Here is a 17,379-nt window from a genome sequence, read left to right on the forward strand (position 1 = left end):
CAAGGGGCGAGGGCGATGTCATGAAGGTGTCGCGTGCGTTCGCCACGCTTTCCATCGCGGGCAATTGCCACTAGGGGGCCGCAGCCGATGACCGCTACCCCGCAACCCCCTGAAGACATAGACAACAGCCGGGTAGCGCGAGACCTGGGCACATCGTCGCTCGCCCGGCTTGCCGGCGTCATCGAAGTGGTCGCGCAGCCACTCTACGTGCTGATGTACGGCCTGGCCTCGTTCGGGCTTTATGCGGTGCTGTGGAGTATCGTGAACCTGGTCGAGAATTTCGCCGATCTGGGCATGACGAGCGCGATGCAGCGCACTGTGCCCCAGGCGGCGACCCGGCGGGAAGAGGCCCACGCCTTTCGCGCCGCGCTGATACTCGGTGTGACCCCCTGCCTGGCGATCGCGATCGGTGCGGTGATCTTCGCCCCTGAAGTCGCCCACATGTTCAATGCATCCCCGGAGGACGAGGACCGGCTGGAGTCGGCGATACGCATCTTCGCATGGGCGCTACCGCTCTGGGCATTCGTCGAGATCGCGACTTCATCGCTTCGCGCCCAGCGGGTGTTCGGGCCGGAAATTCGGCTGCGGGTGTTCTGGGAGCAGATCATCCGGCTGGTCTTCGCGACGCTGTTCTGGCTGCTGGGGTGGGGCTTTCTGGGCCTGCTCGTGGCGCACCTCCTGTCGCTCGCCTTGACAGCGGTCCTCGCAGCCCGCCTGTCGCTGAAGTATTTCAGCGTCGGCGATCTCGTCCGCGGCAAGGCGCACGGGCCGATTTTCTGGGAAACGGCGCGGGCGGGGCTGGCGATCATGCCGGCCAACCTGTCACAGCGGTTCTACAGCGACGGCGGCGTGATAGCGCTCAACTGGATATTGCCGGGCACCTCGGGGGCGGTCGCGGCGGGCCTGTTCACCATCGCCCGCAAGATTTCGAGCCTTATCCAGGCGATTCGGCTTGCCTTCGCCTACGTCCTCTCGCCGCTGGCATCGGCGCTTTCGCGGGGTGCGCGGGAAGAGGTGCAGAAGATTTACGGTTTCGCGACCGGGGTGCTCGTCGCCATAGCGCTGCCAGCTGGAATGGTGCTTGCTGCGGCGGCGCCGGCAATCCTGTCGCTGTTTGGCAAGCAGGCCGATCCTGCGGTCCCGGCGGTCATGATCCTGGTCGGATCGCGGATCGTCGAAGCAATGGCGGGGGCCGCGCAGCCGATCCAGCAGGTCATTTCGAGCTATCGCGCCCAGCTTGTCGCGGCGAATACCGGGATGATCGTAGCGGTGATCGTCGGGTGGTTCCTGCTGCCCGACTGGGGCCTTACCGGAATGGCAATCGCGGTGACTGCCGGCCTGTGCACCGGCGCGGTGCTTCCGGTGATTCAGATGTGGTACGACGAAGGGCTGACGCCATTCTCCGACCATTCGGGGCGCACGCTGGCCATAACGATCGGCGTGGCCGTGGTGGGAGCGGCGCTGGCATGGCTTTCGAACTTTCTGCCCGACCTGATTTCGGTTCCGTTAACGATCGCGCTGATGCTCGGATCGACTTGGGTCGCTTGCCGTTTCGCCTTACCCTATGAAGACCGCCAGGCCCTCGGCAAGCTCGGCCGCGCCCTCCGCCTCGTCTAGTCACACGCATGCGCCCTTTCATCGTGGGCGAAAACGGCTAGAGGGCGTGCGCAACAGGGGTGGCATCGACCGCCCGACAGACGGACAGCACGATGTATCAGCACGAACTGGCGCGTAGCGGCAAATTCCTTTTCGTTATTCGCGGCGCCTATATCTACGCGACGATCGCGGGCGCCATCGCGATCATGTGGGTCTTCCGGGACTTCGGCCCCTTCGCGACGGAGGCTGCGGACCGGGCCTGGTTCATCGCCGGGATCGCGGTGGCAACTCTGGGTGCCGTCATCCGCATATTCACCAGCGGTTGGGCGGCGCTGGGAACGTCGGGCCGGGTCAAGGCTGCGGCCGAGGCGGCGGAGCTCAACACCACCGGGCCCTATTCGCTGGTGCGTAATCCACTCTACGTCGGCCGGATCGTCAACTACACGGGCATGGCGATGCTCAGCGGTAGCTGGGCCTTCGCCGTGATCGTACTGCTGCTTTCGATCCTGATCTACGAGCGCGTGTCGATCTACGAGGAAGAGTTCCTGCGCGGCAAGTTCGGCCAGGCACACGCCGACTGGGCGAAGGACGTGCCCGCGCTGTTCCCCCGTTTTCACGGCTGGGTGTCGCCAAGGTACAAATTCTGGTGGAAGCGCATGATCTGGCGCGAACGGCAGAAGGTGTTCCTGCTCGCGACCTCGATCGCCGGTACCCTCTTTGCGTACTACGGCTTCGATCTGGGCGCGGTGTCGACGGATCGGATGTGGGTGCTGCAGACATGGGCAGTGGTCGCCGGATTGTTCCTGCTGACCGAGATCGGCTCGTGGACCGGGTACTACAAGGATATGCGATGATCGACGACCGGCGGCTTGCGCCGCTGATCGCGATCATCGGAGCCGACGGGTCCGGCAAGACGACCCTCGCAAAAGACCTCGCCGCGGAGATCGCCCACGAGAGGCCTGCGGAATATGTCTACCTCGGCCTCGGCTCGGGCCCGATCGGGCACAAGATCGCGACCTTGCCGCTGGTCGGGCCGATGTTCGCGGCGCGGATCGAGAAACGGGCGGGGCGAACCCGCGATCCGAAAGACAAGATTCCCGGCACATTGACGGCGCTGGTCGTCTACTTGTTCTCGCGCAAACGCGCGGCGCGCTTCGAGGCCATGATGGACCTGCGGCGAAGCGGGACCGTGGTCATCACCGACCGCTATCCGCAGGTGGAAGTGGCCGGCTTCTACGACGGCCCCGGCCTCTCTGCCGCGCGCGCCGAGGGGCACTTAGTGCGCTGGCTGGCGGCCCGGGAAGCGCGCCTATATCACCGGATGGTTCAACACCAGCCGACGCTCGTCCTGCGCCTAAACATCGATGCCGACACCGCGCTGGCCCGCAAACCCGAGCATGGGCGGGCCCTCGTGGAGCGGAAGATCGAAGTGACCCCTCGATTGACCTTTGGCGGGGCGCCGATCGCCGAGATCGACGCGACGATGGACTATGCGGAAGAGCGCGCGCTTGCGCGCCGACTCATCGATCAGGCGCTCGTCGACGCCTGACGGGACGCCAGGATTCCCTCGATCACCGGCAAGTCCGCAGGCTTGTCGGCATCGATGCACGCCTCCGCAGCGCTCATGGCCACGACCGTGCCCCGCAGTCCGAAACGACGTGCGACACGGTCGGCGAACGCATGGATATCGATCAGGCGAAGCGCCGCGCCCAGAAGCAGCGCGGGACCGAACGCGCCGATGAGCTTTCGACCCTTCTTGCGATTTTGCTCGAGCCCGCGCCAGAATTCGACGAGCGGCAGTACCTGCGGCCCGCCTAGGCGAAACAGGTTCGCACCGGACCACGCGCCGCCGCGAAACCGCAGCCACGTGCGCTGCGTCGAGTGACCCGCGGCCGCTACGCGTCTGCGTTCCACGAGGCCGACTGCCACGTCGCTTTCGGTGGCACCGGCAAGGAATTGCGCAATCATCGCGGGGGTGAGCAGCACGTTGTCGGCCGTGGTGACGAACAGCGGTCCGTCGCCGTCCGAAAGCGCAGATCGAACCGCGTCGGCAATCGAACCGTCCGCGTCGCGCCACTCAACGGATCGCGCGACAGCAGCGATGGCGGGATCGCCCGCCAATGGGGCGGTATCCTGCGCCACCACCGTGATCGGGCCGATTTCAGGCGACGCTTCCAGCGCGGCGAGGACGTGCGCCAGCATGGGCCGTCCGGCGATCGGGAGGAGCGCCTTGCTCGGCAACCCGGTTCCGGTGAGGAGGGGGTCGGAGCCCGGACGCGAGCCGGCAAGGACAAGGGTGGCGATCGGGTCCGGCATGGTCGCCCGCGCATTGCCCGATTGCGCCCACCTTCGCCAGCGCTACGATGCCGCCGGGCGCGGATCGACGGGGAGGAACTGGCGGGTGGGGCTGAAGCACTGGTACGACCGGAATATCATGCCACGCCTGGTCACGAGCGCGTGCGGCCAGAAAGCGATCTCCCGTCTTCGTGCCGGCGTTATCCCTCTCGCCGAGGGCAGCGTGCTGGAGATCGGCTGTGGGGGAGGGTTGAACCAGCGTTTCTACGAACGCGGTCGTATCAAGAGCTTCTCCGGCATCGATCCGAGCCCGGAACTGCTGGAAGGAGCGCGGCGGATCGCCGGGGAACGCGGCTTGCAGGCCGATCTGCGCGAAGGCGTTGCCGAGGACATTCCGTTTCCCACGTCGAGCTTCGACACGGTCGTGTGCACCTACACCCTGTGCTCGGTGGATGATCCGACCCGCGCGATCGCCGAGATGCGCCGCGTTCTGAAGCCGGATGGGAAACTACTGTTTCTCGAACATGGCAGGGCGCCCGAAGATAGTGTCGCCCGCTGGCAGCGCCGGATCGAACCTGTCTGGAAGCCGCTTGCCGGCGGGTGTCACCTGACGCGTCCCATCGGCGGATCGCTCAGGGCGGCAGGACTATCGGTCGAACCGTTGGGACAGGGCTACCTGCCCAAGGCGCCGCGGTTCATGGGCTGGATGGAGTGGGGGATTGCCCGCAAGAGCGGTCCGTAAGGCAGCCCGCGTGTATCACTGATAGAAGGATATCGCCGCCGACCCCGTGCCTTGCATCGAGGTCGGCGGCGCATCCGTTCCTATTCCCCGAAGGTACGCTGCCACCAGCCGCGCTTGCCGGAGCGGGTATCGCCGGCGCTGTCGCCATTGGCGTCGTTTGCCGCCGCAGGTTCAACGGACGTTGCCGCCGCTGGAGCTTCGGCATCCGCATTCGCGGGCGCATCGACGGCCGCCTTCTTTGCGCGCGTCCGCTTGGGCTTGGCAGGAACCGCATCGGCTACCGGAGCATCGGCTTCGGTGGCCGGTTCGGCCGTTTCAGCAGGGGCGGGTTCGGTTTCGGCCTTCTTCTTGCGGGTGCGCTTCGGCTTTGCGGGTGCTTCATCGGCCACCGGTTCCGGTGCGGCAGTTTCGGCGACGGCTTCGGCATCCTGGACGGGCTCGGCCTCCACCTTCTTGCGCCGTGTGCGCTTCTTCGGTGCGGCTGCAGCGGCCTCGACCGTCTGGGGCACGTCTTCGGGCCCGGCGACGACCGAGATACTCTCGTCGAGCGTCTCGGCAATAGCCTCGACCGAGGCAGAATCGCCTTCCTCGCCCGCTTCGCCGCCGTTTTCGCCATCGGCGCGGCCGCGACCGCGCCTGCGACGTCCACCCCGGCGGCGGCGCTTCTTCGGGCGATCCTCTTCGCTTTGGTCATCCCGACCGGCGTCGCGCTCGCGCTCTTCCTCTTCGCCGTCGTCGTCGTCGGTCGAGGCCTCTTCGGAACGCACGGGTGCGTCTGTTTCGCCCTCATCCCGGCGGTTGCGTCCGCCGCGACGGCGGCGGCGCTTGCGGCCACCGCGATCCTCGTCGCCGTCACGGCGCTCGCGCGGGGCGCGTTCTTCCGCGTCGTCCTCTTCCTCGAAGTCTTCGTCCTCTTCGATCGGATCGTCTTCGATCTCCTCGACGATCGGCGCGAACTTCGGCGTCATGGTCGGGCGCGGGCCGCTGCTGGCAACGCGCATCTTGGCACCCTCGTCCTCGCCCTCGGGCAGGACTTCGACCGAAACGCCGTAGCGATCCTCGATTTCGGCCAGGTCGCCGCGCTTTGTGTTGAGCAGGTAGATCGCGGCTTCGGTGGAAGCGTAGAGCGATATCTGCGAACCCTTGCCCTTGGCCGCCTCATCCTCGATCAGGCGCAGCGCGCTGAGGCCGGCAGAACTGGCGGTGCGGACGAGACCGGTGCCGTCACAGTGCGGACATTCGCGCGTGGTTGCCTCGAGCACGCCGGTGCGCAGGCGCTGGCGGCTCATCTCCATCAGTCCGAAGCCCGAAATCCGCCCGACCTGGATGCGTGCGCGATCGTTCTTCAACGCATCCTTCATGGCCCTTTCGACCTTCCGGATGTTGTTGCTGTACTCCATGTCGATGAAGTCGATGACGACGAGACCCGCCATGTCGCGCAAGCGGAGCTGGCGGGCGATCTCGCGCGCCGCCTCGAGGTTCGTGGCAAGAGCCGTCTGCTCGATCCCGTGCTCCTTGGTGGAGCGGCCGGAGTTGATGTCGATCGACACCAGCGCCTCGGTCGGGTTGATGACGAGGTAGCCGCCACTCTTGAGCTGGACGACTGGGTCGTACATCGCGCGCAGCTGGTCCTCGGCGCCGTAGCGCTGGAACAGCGGGACTGGGTCGGAATAGGCTTTCACCCGGCGCGCATGGCTCGGCATCAGGAGCTTCATGAACTCCTTGGCTGACTTGTAGCCGGCCTCACCCTCGACGACGACTTCCTCGATTTCCTTGTTGTAGATGTCGCGGATAGCCCGCTTGATGAGGCTGCTGTCGGAATGGATCAGCGCCGGGGCGACCGATTTCAGGGTGTTTTCGCGGATTTCGTCCCACAGGCGGGCAAGGTAGTCGAAGTCCCGCTTGATCTCGGGCTTGGTCCGCTGGAGGCCCGCGGTGCGGACGATCAGGCCCATCGACTTGGGAAGCGACAGGTCGCTCACGATCGTCTTCAGGCGCTTGCGATCGGCGGCCGAGCTGATCTTGCGGCTGATGCCGCCGCCGTGGCTCGAATTGGGCATGAGCACGCAATAGCGGCCCGCAAGGCTGAGATAGGTCGTCAGCGCCGCGCCCTTGTTGCCGCGCTCTTCCTTCACGACCTGGACCAGCAGGACCTGACGGCGCTGGATGACGTCCTGGATCTTGTAGCGGCGGCGCAGCGCCATGCGCTTGGCGCGCACTTCGTCGACCTGCTTGGCCCGGCTGCGGTTGCCACCGCCGCCCTTGCCCTGACGGCGTCCACGGCCGCGACCGCGGCGGCGATCGTCCTCGCCCGCTTCGTCGTTGCCATCTTCGTCAGAATCGTTGTCCAGGTCGTCTTCGCCGTTCTCGACATGGCCACCCTCGATCGTCGAGACGTGATCCTTGTCGCTGGTGTCGATCTCCTCGACTCCGTCCTCGGCGATCTCTTCGACGAAGGACTCGCCGGTCTCGTCCTCGGCGTCGTATTCGTCGCCCGGGGCGTGGCCGTCTTCTTCCTCTTCGGCGCGAAGCTTGGCTTCTTCCTCGGCGGCCTCGGCCTCCTCGGCCAGCAGCCGCTCGCGATCCTCGCGCGGGATCTGGTAATAATCGGGATGGATCTCGCTGAAGGCCAGGAATCCGTGACGATTGCCGCCGAAGTCGACGAATGCCGCCTGTAGCGACGGTTCGACCCTGGTTACCTTGGCGAGGTAGATATTGCCCTTGATCTGCTTGTGTTCGGCAGACTCGAAATCGAATTCCTCGATCCGGTTACCCTGCAGTACCGCCACCCGGGTTTCTTCCGGGTGGCGCGCATCGATAAGCATGCGCGTTGCCATTGTAATTTCTCCGTGCGCGTGCCGCGGCTTGCCGGTCTGAACCGGTACGGGGCGGCCTCACGCAATCTGTTAGTGAAGCGCCGTCGGAAGAGTGTCGTCCGAAGGCGAAAGCGAACCGGCCCGGGCGCTGGAAAGCGCCGGGCCGGGTGGATGTGTCTGCAAGCTTGTGCCTGCGCAACGGGTGCGCGGTCCGGCCCACCAAGTTCCGCAGGCCGCCCTTCGGCGGCAACGGAATCTGCGGGGGGGAAAGGCTCATCGTTTGCGTCAACCTGGTCGTCGAACGGGATGTGCATCCCGCGAAAATGAACGCCGATCCGGCCCCGCCCGGTAAAAAGCGCGAGAGGCGCATTTGCAGGCTTGAGGGGCGAGTGGCCCGGTCGCCGCCGGTGCTAGCACCGTGGGTTTCTATCGGCAACCATATTGCGCTTGCGCGACAGGACCCTAACCATCGCTAACGATGACGCTGCGCAACCGACTCATATTCGTAGCGCTGGTGCCGGTGATCGCGCTGGCGGGCCTGTATGCGTTCGGACGAACCGTCGAAGTCCCTACGCTTGGGCGCGATTATGTCATCCGGCTGTCGTTGCCGGTGGCAGGCGAGTCCGCCGAACTGCCGCGGGTCCTTGGGCCTCAGGACAAATCGCGACCCTTGGTCGTGATCGATCCAGGGCACGGTGGACATGATCCCGGCGCAAGCGCTGGCGGCTTGCTGGAAAAGGACATCGTGCTGGGACTGGCGACGGCGCTCCGCGACCGGCTTGTCAGGGACGGCGGCGTGCGCGTTGCGCTGACCCGCGAGGAAGATCGTTTCCTTGTGCTGGGAGAGCGCTTCGCGATTGCCCGGGCGTTGGACGCCGACCTGTTCCTTTCGATTCACGCCGATTCGTCGGGCAATATCGAAGGCGTAGCTGGTGCCAGCATTTACACTCTCTCGGACGAGGCATCCAGCGCGGCCGCTGCCCGCTTCGCCGATCGTGAAAACAGTGCCGATACGATCAATGGAGTGACTATCGGCGAGCAGAGCGACGCGGTTTCGTCCATTCTCTTCGACCTATCGCAGCGCCGGTCGCAACGCGACAGTGCGGCTTTCGCTCGATTGATCACTCGCGAAGGGCAGGGCACCCTTCGATTCCTGTCCGATCCGCTGCGTTCGGCCTCGCTCGCGGTACTCCGCGCGCCCGACGTACCGAGCGTACTTTACGAAGCCGGGTTCATCACGGACGAAGAGGAGGCACGGCGCATGTCCTCTCCCGAAGGACGCGCCGAATTTGCCGAGGTCCTTTCCCGCGCTGTCCGCATCCATTTTGCGCGCACCTCGGTAACCGACTGACCAAGCCACTGGCGCGCCGCGGAATCGCCGTGCTAAGGCCCTTTCGACCATGGCCGAAACGACCGCACTCGAGCATTTCCGTTACCGAATTCGTCGCGACACCCAAGGACTGGTGGCGTGGTTCCGCGGCAACTGGCAGCAAAAGCGCTGGTTCCGTTGGGTTGCGAGCGTCGGAGCGGCGGGACTGTTATTTCTCGTCGCGTTCTGGGCATTTCTCGCCAGCGGGCTCCCCGATGCCGAAACGTTGGTAGACTACGAGCCGCCGCTCCCCACGATGGTTCGCGGGCTGGATGGCGAGATCGTCCACTCTTATGCTCGAGAGCGGCGTGTCCAACTGCAATACGCGGACTTCCCGCAAGGGATGATCGAATCGTTCCTCGCGGCCGAAGACAAGACGTTCTTTACCCACGGCGGGGTGGACATCACCGGTACGCTCGGCGCGGTCGTGGACTACGCGACCAAGATGGGTTCGGGCGAACGGGCGGTCGGTGGGTCGACGATCACTCAGCAGGTCGCCAAGAACATCCTGCTGGGGGATGAATACTCGATCACGCGCAAGCTGAAAGAGATGATCCTGGCCCGCCGGATCGAGGGCGTGTTGAGCAAGCCGCAAATCCTCGAACTATACCTCAACGAAATACCCCTCGGCCGTCGCAGCTTTGGCGTGCAGGCCGCCAGTCGCGCCTATTTCGACAAGGATGTCGGCCAGCTCGAACTGCATGAAATGGCCTTTCTGGCGATTCTGCCCAAGGCGCCCGAGCGGTACGGACGGAGCAAGAATGAAGCGCTTGCCATTTCGCGACGCAACTTCGTGCTCGATCAGATGGTCGCGAACGACTTCATAACGCTGGCTGAAGGCTCGAGCGCGAAAGCGATGCCGCTTGGTTTGAAACCGTCGCGTTCCGCGGTTCCCGCGGTCGACGCGGGTTACTTCCTCGAGGAAGCGCGCCGCGAGTTGATGGCGCGCTTCGGCGAGAATGCCGAGGACGGCAAGAACAGCGTCTATGCGGGCGGACTCTGGGTGCGGACCTCGCTCGACCCCGACTTGCAGGAAGCGGCGCGGGACGCGCTGCGTGGCGGAATTCTGCGCTACAGTGCGGGCAAGTCGTGGCCCGGCCCGCTCGCGACCATCGACGTGTCGGACGACACTTGGCAGTCGCAGCTCGCGGCGTCACCCCTCGGCATCAACTACAGGGACTGGCGCGTCGGCGTGGTAACGTCGCGTGAAGGCAACTCCGCCACCATCGGCTTTTCCGACGGCGATACGGCGCCGCTGACGGGCCTGCCCGACGGGCTGCGCACCGGCCACGTCATTGCCGCGCAGCCGACCGGAAATTCATACGCCGTCCGCTCCATCCCCGAAGTGTCGGGCGGGTTCCTTGTTCAGGAGCCCGCGAGCGGGCGCGTTCTGGCGATGCAGGGCGGTTTCGACAGCCGCTTATCCGATTTCAATCGGGCGACGCAGGCGCTGCGCCAACCTGGGTCCACGATAAAGCCTTTCGTTTATGCAACCGGTCTCGACCAGGGCATGACCCCCGCTAGCCAAGTGCCCGACCAAGCCTATTGCTTCTATCAGGGCGCTGCGCTGGGCGAGAAATGCTTTCGCAACTTCGGCGGAGGCGGGGGCGGGGTGCACACGATGCGCTGGGGCCTGGAGCAGAGCCGAAACCTCATGACCGTTCACATTGCGATGGAAGCGGGAATGCCCAATGTCACCCGCACGTTCGAGCGGGTGGGGATCGGCAAGTACGAGAACTTTCCATCGTTCGCACTCGGTGCGGGCGACACGACCGTACTCAAGATGGTGAACGCCTATTCGGCGCTCGCCAACCACGGGCGCCTGCACACGCCGACGATCATCGATTACGTGCAGGACCGCCGCGGCAAGGTGATCTGGCGGGCCGACCGGCGAGACTGCACCGGTTGCGATATGCCCGAATGGGATGGCAAGGCGATGCCGCGCCTGCCTGCCACCGGTCGTCAGGCGATCGATCCGCGCACTGCCTATCAGACCGTCCATATGCTCGAAGGCGTGATCCAGCGCGGTACGGCGGTGCGCCTGCGCGCGCTCGAATTGCCGCTGTTCGGGAAAACCGGCACCACCAGTGGACCGACCAACGCCTGGTTTGTCGGCGGCAGCCCGGACCTGATCGCCGGCATGTACCTGGGCTTCGACAAGCCGCGGAACATGGGCGGCTGGGTGCAGGGAGGCAACACCGCCGGCCCCATGATGATAGATTTCGTCAAGGCCACCCGCGACCGCTGGTCCGCCGATCCTTTCGTCGCGCCCGCCGGTGTGCGAATGGTCCGTGTCGATCGGCGGAGCGGCAAGCGCGTATTCGATGCCTGGCCCACGAACGACCCGATGGCTTCGGTCATCTGGGAGGCGTTCAAGCCCGACACCGAACCGCCGCGGGCAACCCGGCAGGACGAGATTGCGGCCAAGCGCAACGAGATACTGGAATTGATCAGGCGGGGCCGCCAGGCGGAGAACCGAGCTTCGGCCGCGCGTCAGAACGTCGAACGACCCGGCGATTTTGTCGAGGAACAGGGCGGCATCTACTAATGCCGCCTATCAAGGGGACACGCACATGAAGATGTTCAAGACCATCGCCGCGGCAATCGCGCTTATTGCGGTCCCTGCCTCCGCCAGCCTGCCGATCGGCGCAATGGCGCCTGCATTTGCAACCCAGGCGGCGAAGGCCGGAAAGCCCTTCGCTTTCAACCTGCGCAGTGCGCTGGCGAAGGGCCCGGTGGTGCTCTACTTTTACCCCAAGGCCTACACAAAGGGTTGCACGCTGGAGGCTAACGCCTTTGCCGAGGCAACCCCCGAGTTCGCCAAATACGGCGCGACCGTAGTGGGCATGTCGAACGACGATATCGAGACCCTCAAGCGCTTCTCGCGCGAAGAATGCCGCGACAAGTTCGCCGTGGCGGTCGCCAATCCGAAAATCGTGCAAGCCTACGATGCCGCACTGGTACGTGATGGTAAAGACACGGGACTGACGCAGCGGACCAGCTATGTGATCGATCAAAAGGGACGGGTCGCGTTCGTTCACTCCGATCTCGACTACAAGGATCACGTTCGACTGACGCTCGCCGCGGTCAAGAAGTTGCAGGCGAACGCCAAGCGCTGACTTCGCGCCCTTTCGCACCGCGCCATCGTCCGCTAAGCGGCGGCCAAATCCTGCTGGAGTAAACTGTTCATGCGTGCCGAAGGGCAGGCCCATATCGCCCGTATCGAAGCTGCGCTGGCGCTGGTGCGTCAGTCGCTGGACTGGGAGCGCGCCCTGCGCCGCCTCGACGAGCTTAACGCTCGTGTCGAGGATCCCAAGCTGTGGGACGATCCCAAGGACGCCGAAGCGGTCATGCGCGAGCGTCGAAGGCTGGAAAGCGCGATCGGCACGGTGAACGAGATCGGTTCGGAAATGGCGGATGCGATCGAGTTCGTCGAACTGGGTGAGGCCGAGAACGATGCCGAAGTCGAGGCCGAAGGCCTGGCGACGCTGGCCCGCCTCGCCGAGCGGGCCGATGCCGACAAAGTTCAGGCTCTCCTTTCGGGCGAGGCCGACGGCAACGACACCTATCTTGAAATCCATGCAGGCGCTGGCGGCACCGAGAGCCAGGACTGGGCCGAGATGCTCCAGCGGATGTACACCCGCTGGGCCGAGCGCCGCGGGTTCAAGGTCGACCTGGTCGACTACCATTCGGGTGACCAGGCCGGAATCAAGAGCGCGACCCTGCTGATCAAGGGCGAGAACGCTTACGGCTATGCCAAGACCGAGAGCGGGGTGCACCGGCTCGTCCGGATCAGTCCGTACGACAGCAGCGCAAGGCGGCACACCAGCTTCAGCTCGGTCTGGGTCTATCCGGTTATCGACGACAACATCGATATCGACGTCAATCCGGCCGACCTGAAGATCGATACCTACCGTGCCTCGGGGGCAGGTGGGCAACACGTGAATACGACCGATTCGGCGGTACGCATCACGCACGTGCCGAGCGGCATCATCGTCGCCAGCCAGATCGACCGGAGCCAGCACAAAAACCGCGAGATTGCCCTCAATATGCTGAAAGCGCGCCTGTTCGAGGCCGAAATGCGCCGCCGCGAGGAAGCCGCGTCTGCCGAGCATGCGAGCAAGACCGACATCGGATGGGGCCATCAGATCCGCAGCTACGTTCTCCAGCCGTACCAGATGGTGAAGGACCTCCGCACGGGATATACCTCGCCGACACCCGACGACGTGCTCGACGGTGCGCTCGATCCGTTCATCTCCGCAGCGCTTGCACAGCGCGTTACGGGTGAAGCGGTCGAGGTGGAGGACGCCGACTGATGCGTCGCGCAGCGATTGTGATGACGGTGCTGGCACTTGCCGGTTGCAAGTGGGCCGAGCCCGATGATTCCTCGCGCCCCGAAACCGCCCTTGAATTTCCCCAAGCGCACCGGCCCGTATCGGACATTGCCGGCAACCGGTTCTCCAACGAAACCCAGCGCGACAGTGTGGGCGAAGCGGCCAAGGTAATGGACCTTGCCGAGATCAAGCCCGGGATGACAGTCGCCGACATCGGGGCCGGCGAGGGATATTACACCGTTCGCCTGGCCGAAAAGGTCGGTCGCAGGGGGCGTGTGCTGGCGAGCGACATCGACCGCTCCGTAATCGACCGCCTGGGACAGCGCATCGAGCGCGAACGGCTCGACAACGTGTCGCTGAAGCTTGGCACTCCCGACGATCCGAAGCTGCCCGAGAACAGCTTCGACCGCGTGTTCCTGGTGCACATGTATCACGAAGTGCAGGAGCCTTATGCGTTCCTGTGGCGGCTCTGGCCGAGCCTGCGCGAGGATGGCCGAGTGATCGTGGTCGATGTCGATCGACCGACCTCCAACCACGGCATCGATCCGCTTCTCCTCAGCTGCGAATTCGAGCGCGTGGGCTTCAAGCTCGACGCGTTCAAGGACGCGCCCGAACTGGCCGGGTACTATGCACAGTTCAAGCGAGCGGCTACGAGGCCGGAACCGTCGGAAATCAAGTCCTGCCGGCGCGACACCGCTGCGGGAACCGCCGCGACGCAATAACTCTCCCGGGGGAGCAATACAAAGTAATGACATTCAAAGGGTTGCAGCCTGTTCTTTATGGTGGTCGCGAAGTCTGGCCGCTGGTCGAAGGCGGCAAAGGCGTGTCGGCGACTAACCATATGAGTTCCGGCGCTTGGGCGGCGGCGGGCGGAATTGGAACCGTCAGCGCCGTAAACGCCGACAGTTACGACGAAGACGGGGTCCCGATTCCGCAGGTCTACCCTCAGGCCACTCGCAAGGAGCGGTTCGAGCAACTGGTCCGCTATGCCATCGACGGCGCGACCGAACAGGTCCGCCGGGCGCACGAGATTTCAAACGGACGCGGTGCCATCAACATCAATGTCCTGTGGGAAATGGGCGGCGCGCAGCAGGTCCTCGAAGGCGTGCTCGAGAATTGTCCCGGTATGATCACGGGTGTGACCTGCGGCGCCGGGATGCCCTACAAGCTGGCCGAGATCGCGGCTCGATTCAATGTGCACTACTTGCCGATCGTCAGCAGTGCCCGTGCATTTCGCGCCTTGTGGAAGCGGAGCTATTCCAAGGTCCCCGACCTGATGGCGGCGGTGGTTTACGAGGATCCGTGGCTTGCCGGCGGTCACAATGGCCTCTCGAACGCCGAAGATCCCTTGAAGCCCGAGGACCCTTACCCCCGGGTCAAGGCGTTGCGCGACACGATGCGGGCCGAAGGCGTCTCTGAAGACACGGCCATCGTGATGGCCGGTGGCGTGTGGTTCCTTCGCGAATGGAACGACTGGATCGACAATCCCGAACTCGGGAAAATCATGTTCCAGTTCGGAACGCGCCCGCTTTTGACGGAAGAAAGTCCGATCCCGCAGGTCTGGAAAGATATGCTCCGCACGGTCGAACCTGGCGACGTGCTGCTTCACCCGTTCTCGCCGACCGGCTTCTATTCGAGCGCCGTGAAAACCCCGTTCCTGTACGATCTCATCCATCGGTCGGAACGCCAGATCCCCATCTTCAAGCGCGATCAGGAAGAAGGAACCATTCCGCTATCCGATCACGGAAAGGCGAAGTATTTCTGGGTGCACCCCGGCGACCAGCGAAAGGCGCTCGCCTGGATGCACGAGGGTTTCACCGAACCGTTGAAGACGCCCGACGACACGGTCGTGTTCGTCACGCCGGAAAGCGCCGAGCAAATCCGGGCGGATCAGCAAGGTTGCATGGGGTGCCTGTCGCACTGCCAGTTTTCGAGCTGGAAGGACCACGACGACTACACGACGGGTCGCCTGGCGGATCCGCGCAGTTTCTGCATCCAGAAGACCCTGCAGGACATCGCGCATGGCGGCGATCCGGACGACAACCTCGCTTTCGCCGGGCATGCTGCCTATCGCTTCAAGCAGGACCCGTTCTATTCGAACAACTATACGCCAACCGTCGCGCAGTTGGTCGAACGGATCCTGACCGGGGACTAGCTGGGGGCTTTCACCGCCAAAGTTGCATGGAGCGGACGGCGACCGGCAGGGTTTCGTCGTCGCACTGGCCGCTGAGCACGCGCTCCATCAACTGCCAGTGACGGCGGACGATGGTCTTCTGCCAAACCGAGATGGCGAAGGCCTTGGCCAGAACCGGTTTGCCATCAATTGTCGCCTCGAGCGCGACCGGAGCCGCGAATACCGCCGATTTCCCGTGCTTGCGCGTGTATATGGTGCCGTATCGGTAACCGGTGCAGCGAATGCGCGAGCCAACCGCCTCGAGCCAACTGGCGCGATCCAGAATGGTGGGTGGGTCGCCGCCGAAAAGGACGATCATATCGCGAGACGCGAGCGTTTTCATATCCTTGCGGTCCCGAGCGATCCAGGCACGCATCCAGCGGTGCTCCAGCGCTTCCATCGTCGATGCGAAGTCATTCATAACCCGCCGAATACCGCAGATCGGTCGGCAGGCAAGCGTGGTCGCTAGACCAGACCCTCCAGAACCTGATCGGGCGGTCGATGGCCGTCTGCCCAGAACCGGATATTGGCGATGACCTTTTCGCCGGCCTGTTCGCGGCCTTCGATGGTCGCGCTACCGATGTGTGGCTGGGCGATGACGTTGGGTAGGGCCACGAGACGTTCGTCCACCCGCGGCTCCTCGGGAAAGACGTCGAGGCCCGCGCCGCCAAGATGACCGCTTTCCAGCGCTGCGATCATAGCGTCGTAATCGACGAGATCGGCTCGCGCGGTGTTGATGAGGATAGCCCCTGGTTTCATCGCCGCAATCCGTTTCGCATCGATTATGCCCTTAGTCTCGGCGGACGAGGGGCAGTGCAGGGTGACGATATCGGATTCCGCTAATAGGCTATCGAGATCTTCGACCCAGGTCGCCCCGAACATGGCCTCGACTGCTTCGGGCAGGCGGCGGCGATTATGATACCGGATGTCGAGCCCGAATGCGCGCGCGCGAAATGCCACGGCTTGCCCGATGCGGCCCATCCCGACGATACCCAGGACCTTGCCGGCAAGCTTGCGGCCCAAAAGCGCGCTCGGCGCCCAACCGGTCCATTCGCCCCGGCGGATGAGCGATGTGCCTTCGCGCAGCCGGCGCGGCACGCCGATTATCAGCGCCATCGTCAGGTCGGCAGTGTCGTCCGTGAACACGCTCGGGGTGTTGGTGACGATGATTTTCTTCGCCCGCGCCGCGCCAAGGTCTATGTGATCCACTCCTGCGCCGAAGCTGGCGATCAGACCGAGCTGCGGACCGGCCGCAGCGATCAGGTCGGCGTCGATCCGATCGGTAACCGTCGGTACCAGCACATCGGCCTGCTGCACCGCGGCGACGAGCGCCTCGCGACTCATCGGCACATCTTCGCGGTTGAGCGCCGTGTCGAACAGCTCGCTCATGCGCGTTTCGACTGATGGCAGCAGGTGGCGCGTCACCACGACTTTCGGCTTGGCGGTCCGGCGCGGTGTGGGGCGTTCGCTCATTTACCGTGGGCTAGTGGGTCGGGGGCGGGGCGGTCAAGCGCTGCTCGCTTGCGCCCGACTTGGCTAAGGCGCTAACGCAAGGGCAACATGAGATTTACGATCATCATCGCCGCTCTTTTCCTTGCGACGCCAGCCATCGCTCAGGATCGGGAGGTGCCGTACTGGGCGACGATCAAAGCGGAAACGCTCAACATGCGTGCCGGCCCCGGCAGGGACTTCCCGATTCGCTGGGTCTATCGGCGCGCTGGCCTTCCGCTCAAGGTGATCCGCGTCCACGAGGGGTGGCGCTTGGTACGCGATCCCGCGGGAGACGAGGGCTGGGTGACCGCGAACCTGTTGAGCAGGGACCGCGGGGCGCTGGTCGTCGGCGATGGGCTTGCGGCAATTCGGGCGGAACCGTCCGACGGGGCAAAGCTCAAGTGGAACGCCGAGGTGGGCGTTGTCGTCGGACTGCGCGATTGCGAGGCCAACTGGTGCGAGGTGGATGCCAGCGGACGCAGGGGGTTTATCCGGGCTTCTCGACTTTGGGGTGCGGGAAAGCCCTGACGGACGAGACCGGGCCGGTCGCGACAACCGACCCG

Annotated in this window: 15 protein-coding genes; 11 read left to right on the forward strand and 4 right to left on the reverse strand. The window is 64.6% G+C overall.

What is annotated here, in order from left to right; all coding sequences use genetic code 11:
• Positions 1-87: 87 nt before the first annotated feature.
• Genes AR323_RS03865 through AR323_RS03875 form a run of 3 tightly spaced genes read left to right on the forward strand, consistent with a single transcriptional unit; the run spans position 88 to position 3,145 of the window.
• The gene (locus AR323_RS03865; RefSeq protein ID WP_057882660.1) at positions 88-1,617 is read left to right on the forward strand and encodes a lipopolysaccharide biosynthesis protein; all 1,530 of its coding nucleotides are present in this window, start codon (positions 88-90) and stop codon (positions 1,615-1,617) included.
• Between the two features lie 59 nt (positions 1,618-1,676).
• Positions 1,677-2,450: a methyltransferase family protein gene (locus AR323_RS03870; RefSeq protein ID WP_057882661.1), complete on the forward strand. Its 774-nt coding sequence runs from the start codon at positions 1,677-1,679 to the stop codon at positions 2,448-2,450.
• Positions 2,447-3,145: a nucleoside/nucleotide kinase family protein gene (locus tag AR323_RS03875; RefSeq protein WP_057882662.1), complete on the forward strand. Its 699-nt coding sequence runs from the start codon at positions 2,447-2,449 to the stop codon at positions 3,143-3,145. The genes AR323_RS03870 and AR323_RS03875 overlap by 4 nt, the downstream gene beginning before the upstream one ends.
• Here the strand turns inward: AR323_RS03875 and AR323_RS03880 are convergent.
• The gene (locus AR323_RS03880) at positions 3,124-3,912 is read right to left on the reverse strand and encodes a nucleotidyltransferase family protein (protein ID WP_057882663.1); all 789 of its coding nucleotides are present in this window, start codon (positions 3,910-3,912) and stop codon (positions 3,124-3,126) included. The genes AR323_RS03875 and AR323_RS03880 overlap by 22 nt on opposite strands.
• Between AR323_RS03880 and AR323_RS03885 the strand changes: the two genes are divergently transcribed.
• The gene (locus tag AR323_RS03885; RefSeq protein WP_321164528.1) at positions 3,893-4,633 is read left to right on the forward strand and encodes a class I SAM-dependent methyltransferase; all 741 of its coding nucleotides are present in this window, start codon (positions 3,893-3,895) and stop codon (positions 4,631-4,633) included. The genes AR323_RS03880 and AR323_RS03885 overlap by 20 nt on opposite strands.
• A gap of 80 nt (positions 4,634-4,713) precedes the next feature.
• Here the strand turns inward: AR323_RS03885 and AR323_RS03890 are convergent, their stop codons facing one another.
• On the reverse strand, positions 4,714-7,470 hold the full coding sequence (locus AR323_RS03890; RefSeq protein ID WP_057882664.1) for an Rne/Rng family ribonuclease: 2,757 nt from the start codon (positions 7,468-7,470) through the stop codon (positions 4,714-4,716).
• A 457-nt stretch (positions 7,471-7,927) separates the two neighbouring features.
• On the opposite strand from AR323_RS03890, the gene AR323_RS03895 reads away from it, so the two are divergent.
• From AR323_RS03895 to AR323_RS03920, 6 genes are all read left to right on the forward strand, one after another.
• Positions 7,928-8,800, forward strand: a complete 873-nt coding sequence (locus tag AR323_RS03895; protein ID WP_057882665.1) for an N-acetylmuramoyl-L-alanine amidase family protein — start codon at positions 7,928-7,930, stop codon at positions 8,798-8,800.
• Between the two features lie 49 nt (positions 8,801-8,849).
• Positions 8,850-11,366: a penicillin-binding protein 1A gene (locus AR323_RS03900; protein WP_057882666.1), complete on the forward strand. Its 2,517-nt coding sequence runs from the start codon at positions 8,850-8,852 to the stop codon at positions 11,364-11,366.
• A 25-nt stretch (positions 11,367-11,391) separates the two neighbouring features.
• A complete protein-coding gene (locus AR323_RS03905) occupies positions 11,392-11,937 on the forward strand; it encodes a peroxiredoxin (protein ID WP_057882667.1) in 546 nt (181 codons plus the stop codon).
• A gap of 69 nt (positions 11,938-12,006) precedes the next feature.
• Entirely contained in the window at positions 12,007-13,134 is a 1,128-nt protein-coding gene (gene prfB, locus AR323_RS03910; protein WP_057882668.1) for a peptide chain release factor 2, read from the forward strand.
• Positions 13,134-13,874: a class I SAM-dependent methyltransferase gene (locus AR323_RS03915; RefSeq protein ID WP_057882669.1), complete on the forward strand. Its 741-nt coding sequence runs from the start codon at positions 13,134-13,136 to the stop codon at positions 13,872-13,874. Before prfB ends, AR323_RS03915 begins: the two co-directional genes overlap by 1 nt.
• Before the next feature lie 26 nt (positions 13,875-13,900).
• Complete coding sequence (locus AR323_RS03920) at positions 13,901-15,307, forward strand: NAD(P)H-dependent flavin oxidoreductase (protein ID WP_057882670.1); 1,407 nt, start codon at positions 13,901-13,903, stop codon at positions 15,305-15,307.
• Positions 15,308-15,317: 10 nt separating this feature from the next.
• On the opposite strand, the gene AR323_RS03925 is transcribed toward AR323_RS03920, so the two are convergent.
• The gene (locus tag AR323_RS03925) at positions 15,318-15,725 is read right to left on the reverse strand and encodes a DUF4440 domain-containing protein (protein WP_161808714.1); all 408 of its coding nucleotides are present in this window, start codon (positions 15,723-15,725) and stop codon (positions 15,318-15,320) included.
• A 65-nt stretch (positions 15,726-15,790) separates the two neighbouring features.
• Entirely contained in the window at positions 15,791-16,798 is a 1,008-nt protein-coding gene (locus tag AR323_RS03930; protein ID WP_057882672.1) for a 2-hydroxyacid dehydrogenase, read from the reverse strand.
• Between the two features lie 87 nt (positions 16,799-16,885).
• Between AR323_RS03930 and AR323_RS03935 the strand changes: the two genes are divergently transcribed.
• Entirely contained in the window at positions 16,886-17,344 is a 459-nt protein-coding gene (locus AR323_RS03935; RefSeq protein ID WP_057882673.1) for an SH3 domain-containing protein, read from the forward strand.
• Positions 17,345-17,379: the final 35 nt, after the last annotated feature.

This window comes from Tsuneonella troitsensis, from assembly GCF_001441535.1.
GTDB lineage: Bacteria > Pseudomonadota > Alphaproteobacteria > Sphingomonadales > Sphingomonadaceae > Tsuneonella > Tsuneonella troitsensis.

Excerpts from the sequence above, each read along its gene's own strand:
- AR323_RS03865 (WP_057882660.1), top strand. The coding sequence starts at position 88 with ATGACCGCTACCCCGCAACCCCCTGAAGACATAGACAACAGCCGGGTA.
- AR323_RS03875 (WP_057882662.1), top strand. The coding sequence starts at position 2,447 with ATGATCGACGACCGGCGGCTTGCGCCGCTGATCGCGATCATCGGAGCC.
- AR323_RS03880 (WP_057882663.1), bottom strand. The coding sequence starts at position 3,912 with ATGCCGGACCCGATCGCCACCCTTGTCCTTGCCGGCTCGCGTCCGGGC.
- AR323_RS03890 (WP_057882664.1), bottom strand. The coding sequence starts at position 7,470 with ATGGCAACGCGCATGCTTATCGATGCGCGCCACCCGGAAGAAACCCGG.
- AR323_RS03895 (WP_057882665.1), top strand. The coding sequence starts at position 7,928 with ATGACGCTGCGCAACCGACTCATATTCGTAGCGCTGGTGCCGGTGATC.
- AR323_RS03900 (WP_057882666.1), top strand. The coding sequence starts at position 8,850 with ATGGCCGAAACGACCGCACTCGAGCATTTCCGTTACCGAATTCGTCGC.
- AR323_RS03905 (WP_057882667.1), top strand. The coding sequence starts at position 11,392 with ATGAAGATGTTCAAGACCATCGCCGCGGCAATCGCGCTTATTGCGGTC.
- prfB (WP_057882668.1), top strand. The coding sequence starts at position 12,007 with ATGCGTGCCGAAGGGCAGGCCCATATCGCCCGTATCGAAGCTGCGCTG.
- AR323_RS03915 (WP_057882669.1), top strand. The coding sequence starts at position 13,134 with ATGCGTCGCGCAGCGATTGTGATGACGGTGCTGGCACTTGCCGGTTGC.
- AR323_RS03920 (WP_057882670.1), top strand. The coding sequence starts at position 13,901 with ATGACATTCAAAGGGTTGCAGCCTGTTCTTTATGGTGGTCGCGAAGTC.
- AR323_RS03925 (WP_161808714.1), bottom strand. The coding sequence starts at position 15,725 with ATGGAAGCGCTGGAGCACCGCTGGATGCGTGCCTGGATCGCTCGGGAC.
- AR323_RS03930 (WP_057882672.1), bottom strand. The coding sequence starts at position 16,798 with ATGAGCGAACGCCCCACACCGCGCCGGACCGCCAAGCCGAAAGTCGTG.
- AR323_RS03935 (WP_057882673.1), top strand. The coding sequence starts at position 16,886 with ATGAGATTTACGATCATCATCGCCGCTCTTTTCCTTGCGACGCCAGCC.